The organism is Streptomyces sp. NPDC007901 (genome assembly GCF_042959465.1).
Lineage (GTDB): Bacteria > Actinomycetota > Actinomycetes > Streptomycetales > Streptomycetaceae > Streptomyces.
On record NZ_JBIBKW010000012.1, the window covers coordinates 61,144 to 73,246 of the forward strand.

A 12,103-nucleotide genomic window follows, 5' to 3' on the forward strand; every position below is an offset into this window, starting at 1 on the left:
TGTCCGGAATCCGGGCGCCACCCCTGGCTGCGCCTCACGGGCCCCGACCCCACGCGGGCCCCCGACTTCCCCTGGGAGGGAACGAAAAGTGAGGATCAAGCGCACGACCCCCCGCAGCGGTATCACGAGACGGACCCGGCTGATCGCCGTGGGCACCGGCTTCCTGGCCGCGGCCGCGTTCGCCGTCCCCACCGCGAGCGCGAGTGACACCCACACCTTCAGCACCACCGAGCTGAAGGCCGTGAACAGCTCCGTCCTGAAGGCCGACGTCCCCGGCACCGCCTGGGCCGTCGACAGCAAGACCGACCGTGTCGTCGTCACCGCCGACTCCACGGTCTCCAAGGCCGAGATCGCCAAGATCAAGCGGCAGGCGGGCGCGAACTCCGGCGCGCTCACCATCAAGCGCACCCCCGGCACCTTCAAGAAGCTGATCACCGGTGGCGACGCCATCTACGGCGGCGCCTACCGCTGCTCGCTCGGCTTCAACGTGCACAGCGGCAGCACGTACTACTTCCTGACCGCCGGGCACTGCGGTGAGGTGGCCTCGACCTGGTACAGCAACTCCGGCCACACCACGGTCCTGGGCACCAACGTCAGCTACAGCTTCCCGACCAACGACTTCGCGCTGGTGAAGTACACCAACACCTCGATCGCGCACCCGAGCGCGGTCGGCAGCCAGACCATCTCCAGCGCGGCCACGCCCAGCGTCGGGACCACGGTGTACCGCCGCGGTTCGACCACCGGCACCCACAGCGGCCGGGTCACCGCGCTCAACGCCACCGTCAACTACGGCAGCGGTGACATCGTCTACGGCATGATCCAGACCACGGTCTGCGCCGAGGGCGGCGACAGCGGCGGCCCGCTCTACGGCGGTTCCGTGGCCTACGGTCTGACCTCCGGCGGCAGCGGCGACTGCACCTCCGGCGGTACGACCTTCTTCCAGCCGGTCACCGAGGCGCTGAGCTACTACGGCGTGAGCGTCGGCTGACGATCCGCACGGATCCACTCCCGGCAGCGGCCCCCGCACGCAACTCGCGTGCGGGGGCTCGCCCTTGTACGGACCCCGCGTTACCGTCGAAGGACCGTAGGAGTCACCCCTTGGGGGCCGGCATGGTCGAGGCGCTGGTGGCGGCTGCAGCCACTCTCGTGTCCGTCGGAGCGGTCTACGCGTTGGCCGCGGCACGGGTCGTCAGACAGTACGAGCGGGGCGTGGTGTTCCGCCTGGGCCGGCTCCGACCGGACGTGCGCGAGCCCGGGTTCACGATGATCCTTCCGTTCGTGGACCGGCTCCAGAAGGTCAACATGCAGATCGTCACGATGCCCGTGCCCGCCCAGGAGGGCATCACCCGGGACAACGTGACCGTACGCGTCGACGCCGTCGTCTACTTCAAGGTGACCGCGCCCGCCGAGGCGATCGTCCGGGTCGAGGACTACCGGTTCGCGGTCTCCCAGATGGCCCAGACCTCGCTCAGGTCCATCATCGGCAAGAGCGAGCTGGACGACCTCCTGTCGAACCGCGAGAAACTCAACCAGGGCCTGGAGCTGATGATCGACAGCCCGGCCGTGGAGTGGGGCGTCACCATCGACCGCGTCGAGATCAAGGACGTCTCGCTGCCCGAGACCATGAAGCGGTCCATGGCCCGGCAGGCCGAGGCCGACCGGGAACGCCGGGCCCGGGTCATCAACGCCGACGCCGAACTGCAGGCCTCCAAGAAGCTCGCGGAAGCCGCCAAGGAGATGTCGGAGCAGCCCGCCGCCCTCCAGCTCCGGTTGCTGCAGACGGTGGTGGCGGTCGCCGCCGAGAAGAACTCGACCCTGGTGCTGCCCTTCCCGGTGGAACTGCTGCGGTTCCTGGAGCGGGCGCAGCAGCAACTGCCGCCGGGGGCGCCGGGGACGCCGGGGGTGGCAGGGGCCGATGGCTCCGGTGAGCCTGGCGGGGCGAATTCCGGCCAGGGGTAGGCGTCACGGTCCGCCGCCCGTTACTCGCACGTGGTGTTTGCAGTGCGAATCATCCTGCGGTGACTGTGAACGCCTCGGGCACGGGGGGCGCACAACATCCGCGCACGCGCGTCCTGAAGTCGACCTTGTGTGCTCCCTGTGGGTCTCGGAATAGTTGGCGCTCGTCAACCAGCCTTCCGGCCCCAGAGGTCCCCACAACCTTACGGGCCGACCCCCCACAGGAGGACGTGAGTTGAAGCACCGACGCATACCCGGGCGCCGGGCGGCGTTCGCGGGCGCGGGCATAGCCGCGCTCGTCGCCGCCGGAGTGACCTTCCAGAGTGCGAACGCGAGCGAGCCCGCCAAAGCCGCCGTACCGCAGATCCTGTCCGCCCCGGCGGCCGGAAAGCTCGCCTCGACGCTCGCCGCCGACCTCGGTACCGACACGGCCGGCACGTACTACGACGCACAGGCGAAGAACCTCGTCGTCAACGTGCTCGACGACACCGCCGCGCAGGCCGTCGAGGCGGCCGGGGCCAAGGCGAGACTCGTCGCCAACTCCCTCGCCGAGCTCGACGGCGCGCGCACCACGCTGAAGCAGGACGCGACCATCCCGGGCACCTCCTGGGCGACCGACCCGGTCAGCAACAAGGTCGTCGTCACCGCCGACAAGACGGTCGCCGGGACCGAGCTGGCCAAGCTCACCAAGGTCGTCGACGGACTCGGCGGGAAGGTGGAACTGCGCCGCTCGAAGGGGGAGTTCAAGCCCTTCATCGCGGGCGGCGACGCCATCAGCGGCTCGGGCGGGCGCTGCTCGCTCGGCTTCAACGTGGTCAAGGGCGGCGAGCCGTACTTCCTGACCGCCGGGCACTGCACGGAGGCCATCTCCACCTGGTCGGACTCCTCCGGCGACGTGATCGGCCAGAACGCCCAGTCCAGCTTCCCCGGCAATGACTTCGGGCTGGTCAAGTACACGTCCGAGGTGGACCACCCGAGCGAGGTCGACCTCTACAACGGCTCCAGCCAGAAGATCACGGGCGCGGCCGAGGCGACCGTGGGCATGAAGGTGACCCGCAGCGGCTCCACCACCCAGGTCCACGACGGCACGGTCACCGGTCTCAACGCCACCGTGAACTACTCGGAGGGCACGGTGAGCGGCCTCATCCAGACCGACGTCTGCGCCGAGCCCGGCGACAGCGGCGGCTCGCTCTTCTCGGGCAGCAACGCGATCGGCCTGACCTCCGGCGGCAGCGGCGACTGCACCTCCGGAGGGGAGACGTTCTTCCAGCCGGTGACGGAGGCGCTGTCGGCGACGGGGACCCAGATCGGCTGACGTTTCTCTCGTGCGTGCGGGTGGTGTGGCCGGGTCCGTGTGCCCGGCCGCACCACCCGCACCACTGTTTCCGCAGGTGGGCGGGCGGCCGAATCCCCGCCGTACACATGTCCTGCGCGATCGTTACCTTTTCGAGATGTCGTGTGGCTCACGCTGCTCTTGGGACGCTGATTACATTTGGGGCTCCGGAGATACCAACTCGCGTGAAAATCAAGAAAGTTGACCTTGTGTCAGCCCCTTCTCGCCGGTCTCCGTGACGGAGTTCGTACAGCCGAACATCGGGGGAGTGCTGTGCAGAAGATCCAGCTGACCTATTGGTGGAACGGGCACGAGCCCGGGGACGTCGTCGAGGTGGACGACCCCACCGCGCGGGGAGCCCTGGGAGTGATCGCCAGGCCCGCGCCGGAGGCGGAGCCGGATCCCGAGGGCGAAGCGGACGCCGGCGCCGAGTCGGAGTTACGGCGATGAGCGAGCCGTACATCACCTTCCCGGACGTGGAGCGGCTGGTCGTCGACCTGCTCAAGGACCGGAGCGAGCTGGCCGGGGTCCTCGTCGACGTCGAGCCGCCCTCCGGCTTCGACGGCTCGCAGCGTGCCGTCCTGGTCTCCCGGGTCGGCGGGGCCTGGGCGGAGGATCCCCGCCTCGACAACCCCTTGGTCGACCTGGAGGTGTACGGCCCCTCCAAACCCGCCGCCCATACCGTCTCCCTCATCGCCCGTTCCCTGCTGCTCCAGCTGCGGGGCGCGGTGTACGGCCCGGCGACCGTCGTGGACGTCGTCGAGGAGGACGGCCCGCGCTGGCTGCCCGACTACCGGCACGCCACCGCCGCCCGCTACGTCTCGACCACCCGGCTGGTGGTCCGCCCGGCCTGACCGCCGGCCCCCGCACGCACTTCCGCACCACTTCCTCAGCACGTCATGTCCCACTCCCATCAAGGAGCAGTGATGGCCGGAACGAACGCCAAGGAGATCAGGGTCGCGGGCAATGGCCGGGTCCTCATCGCACCGCTCGCCACCGCCCCGCCCGCCGACACCACCGCGGCCTGGGGGACCGGCTGGAAGGACCTCGGCTACACCACCACCGACGGGGTCAAGATCTCCAAGAAGGACAAGCTGGATCCCGTGGACACCTGGCAGAGCGTCAGCGCGGCGAGGTTCGTCTACTCCGACCGCGACCTCAGCTTCAAGTTCCAGCTCCTTCAGCTGAACGAGGACACCCTGCCGTTCTTCTTCGGCGGCGGCCAGGTGAAGGAGACGGCGACCGGGTCCGGGCTCTACAAGTACGAGCTGGCGGCCGAGCCGAAGTTCGACGAGCGGATGCTGGGGCTGGAGTTCCTCGACGGCACCGACGTCTCGTACCGGCTGATCATCGCGCGGGGGCAGGTGACCGAGACGGAGGAGGTCTCCCTCGTCCGGACGGCCCCGGTGAAGCTGGGTGTCACGTTCACGGCGCTGGCCACGGTGGACGGTGCCCCGCTGGCGACGTTCCTGATGAAGGACGCGAACTTCGCCGCCTGATCTCTCTTCCCCACCCTCCGCTCATCGCAAGGAGCGTCACCCGTCATGGCTCGTTTCAACGTCAACGCCGCCCGTGCCCAGCGTCTCGAAACCCTCGGGAGGGACTGGGAGTTCGAGGTGGACGACGATGTGTTCCGGCTGCCCACCGAGTTCCCGCGGAGCGTCGCCAAGCAGATCGCCGCGCTGGAGGACAACGACATCGACGGGCTGCTGGGGCTGCTGCTCGGTGCCGATCAGTTCGAGCGGTTCTGCAAGCACGACGTCAGTGTCCAGGACGTCTCCGCGATCCTGGAGGCGTACGGCAGCGAGACGGGGATGACGCTGGGGGAAGGCTGAGCCTCGGCGCGCTGGTCGACGAGCACGCCGAGGCCCTGGAGGCGGATCTGCTCCGCCACTACGGCGTCGACCTCCTCGACTGGCACCGGGGCAGGCTCTCCTCCCGCCGCCTGCGCGTCCTGATCGCACACCTTCCGGCGGACTCGTCCTATGCCCGCGCGGTCCACGGCGAACAGGTGGACTGGACGGTCACCGACCACCTCCTGGCAGCCGTCGTCGACCATCTCGCCGTCGCCAACTGGATGTTCGCGACGGTCAACCGCGACGAGGACACGGAGCCGGCGGACTATCCGGAGCCGGTGCCGAGGCCGGGGGACGGCGCGGTGGAGCCGGCCGGTTCGCCCGAACCGCGGAGCGCGACCCTCGCGGAAGTCGTGGCCTTCCTCAATTCGCCCGCCTGAAAGCTTGAAAGGAGGCGACCTGTGCCGCCATCGGAGCACGCGAGTATTCCGTCGTGGATCTATGACTACACGACGGTCAAGTCCTTCACGGACGCGGTGCGAAAGATCGCCTGGGATGTCAAGGCGCATGCGGACAACGTGCCGGTCACCGGGGTCAAGGGGGAGGTCACCGGCGGGTCCGTCACCGCCACCGGCGGCTCCCTCAGCGTGTTCGGGGTGCAGACCGAGTACAACCTGGTCAAGCACGAAGCCACGGCCATCGATCTCAACAAGATCCTGGAACGCGGGGCTGAGAGGCGGCGTGAGGAGGAGCTGGAGGGCCGGTTCCGTCGCCTCGAAACCGCGGTCGTGAGCGTCAAGAACCTGGTGGAGCGGGTGGAGCGGGAACTGACCAAAACCGCGACCGATATCCGCAGAAGGCAGGACAAGGACTACCAGCAGTTGAAGACCTGGACCGACCAATTGCGGGACAAGCTCAAGCGCGAGCGGGAGGAGCTGCTGAAGGCCGATCAAATGCTGCACCAGCGAATCTCCAAGCTCAGGGACGAGGGCACCAAGGTCGGGCGCAAGGCAGCCGAGCACAGCAGATCTCTGGAGGCCAAGGCAGAGAAGCTGGAGACCCGGGTCAATGACGGCCTGAGGAAGGTCGAGGCCTTGGGGAGCGCCGCGCACAAGGCGAATGGAGACATCGGCGACCTGATCCAACGGGTCACCGCCCTCGAACGGGCCCTGCACTGAGATCGACCACACCGACCCCAACGGCGACACCGACGGAGCCAACCCACCATGCAGACCTCCCTCGTAGCGGTCACCCGGGCGCTGAACCAGATGAGATCCGCGGCCACCGAAACCGGCGGGGCCGTCACGCGGATGCGGAGCGCGGTGACCGGGGCCACCGGCTCGGTCGACCGGCTCAAGGGCGCGGCGACGCAGACGAGCACGGCCAACACCCGGCTGCGGGCCTCGGCCGCGCAGGCGAGCGGCGGCTTCGACCAGATGCGGACCGCGGCCGTCCGGGCCTCCGGCGACGTCCAGCGGGCGGGCCGGAACGCGGCCTCGGGCGGTGGGCTGTTCAGCCGGTTCAGTCAGGGGCTGCGTACCGCGACCACCGCTCAGCGCGGCCTGAACACCGCCATGAAGGCCAACGTCATGGGCGCGATCCTCGCCCTCGTCATGCCGCTCATCACCAAGCTCATCGACATGGCGATGCAGTCGAAGACCGTACAGGCCGTCGTGCAACGGGCGTTCAAGGCGATCAGTGATGCCGTCAGCGCGGCGATGAACTACATCAGACCGATCATCGAACGGTACTGGCCCCGGATCAGCGAGGTGATCAGACAGACCGTCACCATCATCTGGAACGTCGTCAGGACGTATTTCACGCTGTTGTGGAACTTCTGGAAGACCGTCTTCGACGGGATCGTCGCGGTCGTTCGCTTCGGGATCAACCTGGTCGTCACCTATATACAGGGAGTCCGGAAGGTCTACGAGATCGTCCGCGACGCGTTCACCCAGGCCAAGAACGCCGTCTCCGACCGTATCAACGGGGTCGTCGGATTCGTGCGGGAGCTGCCGGGGCGGATCGTCAGCACGCTCTCCGGGCTTGTCTCGCGGCTCAGGACGATGGGCGGTGACATCGTCGAGGGGCTCATCCACGGTATTCGGGACAAAGCCTCGGCCGTTCTCTCCGCCGTGAAGAACTTCATCGTCGACAAGATTCCGGGGCCCATCCGCAGCGCTCTCGGAATCTCCTCGCCCTCCAAGGTGATGATGGGATTCGGCGGGGACATCGGGGAAGGACTCGCCCTCGGGATGGAGGGGGCCGGGAACCGGGTCGCGGGGGCGGCCGGCAGGCTGGCCACCGCCACCGCGCGGGCGGCGATCGGGCCCGGCTACGGGCTCGCCGGAATCGCCGCGCGCGGAGGCGGTCGTACGACAGGTGCCGCCGCGGGAGCTCCGGTCACCGTCAACGTCCACCCCCGCCCTGGTCAGTCCGAGTACGAGATCGGGCGGATCACCGCCCGCGAACTCGCCTGGGCGGCCAAGCGATGAGCGGGCAGCAGCTCCAGCAGCCGGTGTTCGAGGTGGACGGGTGGGCCGGGAACACCGTCGATGAGGACGGCGTCGAGTGGTGGGTCACCAGCGAGCAGGGGTGGGCCGCCACCCCGCCCGTCCGGCTCACCCTGACCGACCGGCCCGAGCGGAACGGCGCGTTCGACGCCCCTTCCTACCGGGGCCCCCGCGTGATCACCCTGGAGGGTACGGCGATCGCTCCGGACCGGGCCGTACGGGAAGCGGCGAAGGACCAACTGGCCGCCGTACTCGCGGACGGGAGCGGCCTCGTACCGCTCGTCGTCACCGAGCCGCACCGGGTCCGCCGGGCCCTGGTGCGGCTCAGCGCCGAGACGAAGATCGTCGACCGCAAGGCCGGGGTCTTCGAGTTCTCCCTGACCATGACCGCGCCGGATCCGCTGCGTTACTCGTACGGCCTCAACGTCCGTACCTGCCCGCTGCCTTCCTCCAGCGGCGGGGTCTCCTTCCCGCTCACCTTCCCGCTGGACTTCGGCAGCGGCTCCTCCGGCGGGCGGCTGCTGCTGGAGAACGCGGGCACCGCGCCCACCTGGCCGGTCTGGCGGATCGGCGGCCCCTGTGTCCAGCCGGTCGTCACCGACACCGCGACCGGGGAGGAGCTCGCCTTCGATCTCACCCTCCAGGACGGCGAGTTCCTGCTCGTCGACACCGACGCGCGCTCGGTCCTGCTCCAGGGCACGGCCTCCCGCCGGGCCGCGCTGCGACCGGGCTCGGACTGGTTCCCGCTCCGGCCGGGGCAGAACCCCGTCCTCTTCCGCGCCCGCGACTTCGCCTCCGCCGCCCGGCTGACCGCCGAGTGGCGGGACGCCTGGATCTGACCACCACCCCGACCCAAGGCCCCCCCCGAGGCCCCCCAAGGCCCCCACCCAAGGAAGGCATCCTCATGGCCGACTTCGAGCGCGACTCCGGATGGCTCTCCGGCAGCGTCGTCGACGCCGAGGACGCCCGGCTCGCCACCGGCGTGCTCGCCTCGGCGTCCGCGAACCCGAACACCCCGATCGCCGCCCGCACCGGTATCAGGCCCGGTCCGGGCAGCCCCGGCAACGTCGAGGCGACCTCCACCCCCTCGCGCAATGTGACCGTCCGGCCTTTCCAGGGGGTCGTCCAGGGCACCCGCACCACCGCAGCGGGCGCGTACCTGATCACGCTGGCCCAGCAGAAGACCCTCGACGTGCTGACCGCCGCCCCGGCCGACACCTCCAACCCCCGGATCGCCCTCGTCGTGGCCCAGCAGACCGACCGGCAGTACGGCGACGAGAGCGACGGGATGCTGGTACGGGTGGTGGCCGGGGCGCCCGCGGCCACGCCGGCCGCGCCCACGGTGACCGGCGACTTCATCCTGCTCGCCCAGATCACCGTCCGCGCGAACGCGGGGTCCGTCACCACGGCCGACATCAAGGACCTGCGCGTCTCCACGGTCGCCGCGGGCGGGGTGTTACCGCTCCAGGCCGCCGAGACGCTCCCGGCCGACGGATACTCGGGGCAGCGGCTGTACGACCTCGAAACCGGGCTCGACCTGGTCCGCGTCGACACCGCCTGGCGGCCCGCGGTCACCGGCGCGGTGCAGTTCTTCGGCCCGGCCGACACGGGCTGGCCCAAGTCCGGTTCGACCGACACGACCGTCTTCGTGTTCAACCAGGTGACGATCACCCCCGCCCCGTACCCGCGCATGCTGATGTGCACCGCCCAGCTGACGGCCACGTCCTCGTCCACCGACGCCAGGTTCGACCACTCGATCAAAGTGGTCGGCGAGAGCGCCAACCTGAGCATCAGCGCCTTCTCCGGCGGGCCCACCGGCATCAACACGAGCGTGACCACCGCCCACCGGCTGATGCCCGCCGGCACGACCTCCCTGGTGTTCGTCCAGCAGTTCCAGCGGGTCGCGGGCACGGGGACCCTGACCGGTCTCGCCAACCCGATCTACTCCGGGCTGCGGGTGCTGGCCTTCCCCGTCCCCTGACCGCGACCAGCCGACCCCGCACGCCACCTTTCCCACGAGGAGCGCCCTCATGAGCACGCCCACCCCAGAACGCGACTCCGGCTGGATCTCCGGCGGTGTCGTCGACGCCGAGGACGCCCGGCTCGCCACCGGGGTGCTCGGCGCGCCCGGCGCGGGCCCGGTGCAGGCCCGCAGCGGGATCCGGCCGTCCACCGGCGACCCCGGCAAGGTGCAGGCCACCGCCACCGCGTCCGGCAAGGTCACCGTCAACCCCTTCCAGGGCGTGATCCAGGGCACGAGGGCCACCGCGACCGGCGCCTACCTCGTCACGCTCGACCAGCTCAAGACCCTCGACGTGCTCGGCACCAACCCCGCCGACGCGGCCAACCCGCGCAACGACCTGGTCGTCGCCCGCCAGCGGGACGTCCAGTACGGCGACACCACCACCGCCATGACCGTCGAACTCGTCAAGGGAACCGCCGCCGCCACCCCCGTCGACCCCGCGGTGACCGGCGACGCCATCCCGCTCGCCCGGATCAAGGTCGCGAAGAGCGTCACATCCGTCACCAGCGCGGACATCGAGGACCTGCGCCCCTGGACCACGGCCGCCGGCGGCATCCTCCGCATCTCGGGCGAGGCCGGCCGGCCCACGTACCCCTACAGCGGCATGTACGTCCACCGCTGGGACACCAACCACCTGGAGTGGTACGACAGCACGGCGGGCTGGCGGGCCCTCAACGACGACACCGGCTGGACCCCGCTCACGCTGCTCGCCAACTGGACCGTGTACAACTCCGAGAACCCGGCGGTACGGCGGATCGGGTCCGTCGTCCATCTGCGCGGCGCGATGATCACCAGCGTGGCCATCGCGGCCAGCACCGCCCCCACCATCATCACCGTCCCGGCCGGGTTCCGCCCGGCGGTGCGGCACCACTGGTACGCGGTGCTGGGCGGCACGAGGACCGGCGTCGAGCTCATGCTCAACACCGACGGCAACCTGCTGGTGTACCCCCAGTCGACCGCCCTGCCGGCCACCCAGCTGGTCTACCTCAACACCACCTGGCTGGTGGGCTAGTGACCCCCCGTCCGACCCGCTACACCTACTACACCGCCGACCTCGCGACCGGCGCCATCACCGACGAACTCCCGTTGTACGACGCCACGTTCAGTACCCAGCTGAACGAAGCCGGTGAGTTCCGCGCCCGGTTGCCGCTGGGCGACCCCCGGGTGGGGGTGCACCGCCCGCGCGAGCTCACCGAGCCGGGACGGGCCGCCGTATACGTGGAGCGGGACGGCGTGCTCGTCTGGGGCGGGGTGATCTGGACCGCCAAGTACACCTCCGCCGACCGGCACCTGGAGATCGGGGCGGCCGGTTTCCTCTCCTACTTCGACCACCGCCGGGTGCTGCCCGCCGGCTTCGACCCGGGCACCACCGACCTGGCCGCCGTCGACGTCTCCTTCACCGACCTCGACCAGTCGCACATCGCCCGCGCCCTCGTCGCCACCGCCCAGGCCCACGAAGGCGGCGACATCCAGGTCCGCCCCGAGTCCACGGCCGCCTCCGGCATCACCCGCACCCTCGACTACCCCGGCAGCGGCCTCAAGAGCGTCGGCGAGGCCCTGCGCGAACTGGCGAGCCTGGAGGACGGCCCCGACTTCCTCTTCGACGTGGCGTACGGCACCGACGGCCGCCCCGTCCGCAGACTCCGCGTCGGTACCCCCCACCTCGGCCAGCAGGGCACCCCGCACGTGTGGGAGTACGGGGTCGGCCTCACCGGTTACACCTGGCCGGTGGACGGCGCCTCCACCGCGAGCCGCGTCTTCGCCCTCGGCGAGCAGAGCGAGACCGGCCAGCTCGTCGCCGTCGCCGAGGACCGCAGCACCGGACGCCCCCTCACCGAGACCGAGGTCTCCTACGTCAACCTCACCGACGTGAACCTCCTGCGCTCCCAGGCCCGCTCGGCCCTCGCCGCCGTCTCGGCCCCCGTCGTCCTGCCCGAACTGACCGTGCGCGCCGACCTGGAACCCGTACTCGGCTCCTACCAGGTCGGCGACGACGCCACCGTCGTCATCAAGGACGTGTTCTTCCCCGAGGGCACCCACTTCGACGTACGGATCACCGGGATCGAGGTCGCCCCGGGCAACGACGCGGGGGAGGAGCAGGTCCAGCTGACCGTGACACCCGCCGCGAACACCCCCTGAACCTGAACCAGGAGCACGCCATGACCAGGATCAACCGCCCCGACACCCTCCTCACCGAGCTGAAGGACATCAAGCGCCGTCTGCACGCCCTGGAGACCGCACAGCGCCCGACGGCCGCCGCGACCGCCGCCCAGACGATCGCCGCAGAGCCGGAAGCCGCCGAGGCGGACACTCCCGAGTCCGAATAGAACCCGATCCGTCACCCGCTCTCCAACTGCTCTGCCCCGCCCGGGAGATGGCGGGGCAGTCCTGTTTCGGCCGCCGGCCACCCCCTCAGTGAATCGCTGATGTGTTCGAATACGGATCGAATACGGGGTCGCTGACCGGTGCTGATGAGGCTAGAGTA

15 protein-coding genes are annotated in these 12,103 nt (G+C 70.0%); all 15 read left to right on the plus strand.

Going from position 1 to position 12,103, the window contains the following annotated elements; translation table 11 throughout:
* Positions 1–88 precede the first annotated feature (88 nt).
* The 15 genes from ACFZDK_RS33520 to ACFZDK_RS33590 all read left to right on the plus strand — a co-directional run bounded on the left by ACFZDK_RS33520 (position 89) and on the right by ACFZDK_RS33590 (position 11,945).
* Positions 89–988, plus strand: a complete 900-nt coding sequence (locus ACFZDK_RS33520; RefSeq protein WP_390977666.1) for a trypsin-like serine protease — start codon at positions 89–91, stop codon at positions 986–988.
* Positions 989–1,110: 122 nt separating this feature from the next.
* Positions 1,111–1,959, plus strand: a complete 849-nt coding sequence (locus tag ACFZDK_RS33525; RefSeq protein ID WP_390978074.1) for an SPFH domain-containing protein — start codon at positions 1,111–1,113, stop codon at positions 1,957–1,959.
* 232 nt (positions 1,960–2,191) lie between these two features.
* Entirely contained in the window at positions 2,192–3,271 is a 1,080-nt protein-coding gene (locus ACFZDK_RS33530) for an alpha-lytic protease prodomain-containing protein (protein ID WP_390977667.1), read from the plus strand.
* Between the two features lie 291 nt (positions 3,272–3,562).
* Complete coding sequence (locus ACFZDK_RS33535) at positions 3,563–3,739, plus strand: hypothetical protein (protein ID WP_390977668.1); 177 nt, start codon at positions 3,563–3,565, stop codon at positions 3,737–3,739.
* The gene (locus ACFZDK_RS33540) at positions 3,736–4,143 is read left to right on the plus strand and encodes a hypothetical protein (protein ID WP_390977669.1); all 408 of its coding nucleotides are present in this window, start codon (positions 3,736–3,738) and stop codon (positions 4,141–4,143) included. The genes ACFZDK_RS33535 and ACFZDK_RS33540 overlap by 4 nt, the downstream gene beginning before the upstream one ends.
* Before the next feature lie 72 nt (positions 4,144–4,215).
* A complete protein-coding gene (locus ACFZDK_RS33545) occupies positions 4,216–4,788 on the plus strand; it encodes a phage tail protein (protein WP_365695303.1) in 573 nt (190 codons plus the stop codon).
* Between the two features lie 45 nt (positions 4,789–4,833).
* The gene (locus ACFZDK_RS33550) at positions 4,834–5,124 is read left to right on the plus strand and encodes a hypothetical protein (RefSeq protein WP_355723796.1); all 291 of its coding nucleotides are present in this window, start codon (positions 4,834–4,836) and stop codon (positions 5,122–5,124) included.
* Between the two features lie 176 nt (positions 5,125–5,300).
* Positions 5,301–5,525, plus strand: a complete 225-nt coding sequence (locus ACFZDK_RS33555; protein ID WP_390977670.1) for a hypothetical protein — start codon at positions 5,301–5,303, stop codon at positions 5,523–5,525.
* A 21-nt stretch (positions 5,526–5,546) separates the two neighbouring features.
* Positions 5,547–6,263, plus strand: a complete 717-nt coding sequence (locus ACFZDK_RS33560) for a hypothetical protein (protein WP_390977671.1) — start codon at positions 5,547–5,549, stop codon at positions 6,261–6,263.
* Between the two features lie 48 nt (positions 6,264–6,311).
* On the plus strand, positions 6,312–7,577 hold the full coding sequence (locus ACFZDK_RS33565; protein ID WP_390977672.1) for a hypothetical protein: 1,266 nt from the start codon (positions 6,312–6,314) through the stop codon (positions 7,575–7,577).
* A complete protein-coding gene (locus tag ACFZDK_RS33570; protein ID WP_390977673.1) occupies positions 7,574–8,434 on the plus strand; it encodes a phage distal tail protein in 861 nt (286 codons plus the stop codon). The genes ACFZDK_RS33565 and ACFZDK_RS33570 overlap by 4 nt, the downstream gene beginning before the upstream one ends.
* 65 nt (positions 8,435–8,499) lie before the next feature.
* Complete coding sequence (locus ACFZDK_RS33575) at positions 8,500–9,576, plus strand: hypothetical protein (protein WP_390977674.1); 1,077 nt, start codon at positions 8,500–8,502, stop codon at positions 9,574–9,576.
* Between the two features lie 49 nt (positions 9,577–9,625).
* Positions 9,626–10,630 carry a hypothetical protein gene (locus tag ACFZDK_RS33580; protein WP_390977675.1) on the plus strand — a complete coding sequence of 335 codons (1,005 nt, stop codon included), beginning with the start codon at positions 9,626–9,628 and terminating at the stop codon, positions 10,628–10,630.
* Complete coding sequence (locus ACFZDK_RS33585) at positions 10,630–11,757, plus strand: hypothetical protein (RefSeq protein WP_390977676.1); 1,128 nt, start codon at positions 10,630–10,632, stop codon at positions 11,755–11,757. Before ACFZDK_RS33580 ends, ACFZDK_RS33585 begins: the two co-directional genes overlap by 1 nt.
* A 20-nt stretch (positions 11,758–11,777) precedes the next feature.
* Positions 11,778–11,945 (plus strand): hypothetical protein, encoded by a 168-nt coding sequence (locus ACFZDK_RS33590; protein ID WP_390977677.1) that lies wholly within the window; start codon positions 11,778–11,780, stop codon positions 11,943–11,945.
* Positions 11,946–12,103: the final 158 nt, after the last annotated feature.

Excerpts from the sequence above, each read along its gene's own strand:
- ACFZDK_RS33570 (WP_390977673.1), top strand. The coding sequence starts at position 7,574 with ATGAGCGGGCAGCAGCTCCAGCAGCCGGTGTTCGAGGTGGACGGGTGG.
- ACFZDK_RS33545 (WP_365695303.1), top strand. The coding sequence starts at position 4,216 with ATGGCCGGAACGAACGCCAAGGAGATCAGGGTCGCGGGCAATGGCCGG.
- ACFZDK_RS33580 (WP_390977675.1), top strand. The coding sequence starts at position 9,626 with ATGAGCACGCCCACCCCAGAACGCGACTCCGGCTGGATCTCCGGCGGT.
- ACFZDK_RS33525 (WP_390978074.1), top strand. The coding sequence starts at position 1,111 with ATGGTCGAGGCGCTGGTGGCGGCTGCAGCCACTCTCGTGTCCGTCGGA.
- ACFZDK_RS33575 (WP_390977674.1), top strand. The coding sequence starts at position 8,500 with ATGGCCGACTTCGAGCGCGACTCCGGATGGCTCTCCGGCAGCGTCGTC.
- ACFZDK_RS33565 (WP_390977672.1), top strand. The coding sequence starts at position 6,312 with ATGCAGACCTCCCTCGTAGCGGTCACCCGGGCGCTGAACCAGATGAGA.
- ACFZDK_RS33590 (WP_390977677.1), top strand. The coding sequence starts at position 11,778 with ATGACCAGGATCAACCGCCCCGACACCCTCCTCACCGAGCTGAAGGAC.
- ACFZDK_RS33540 (WP_390977669.1), top strand. The coding sequence starts at position 3,736 with ATGAGCGAGCCGTACATCACCTTCCCGGACGTGGAGCGGCTGGTCGTC.
- ACFZDK_RS33550 (WP_355723796.1), top strand. The coding sequence starts at position 4,834 with ATGGCTCGTTTCAACGTCAACGCCGCCCGTGCCCAGCGTCTCGAAACC.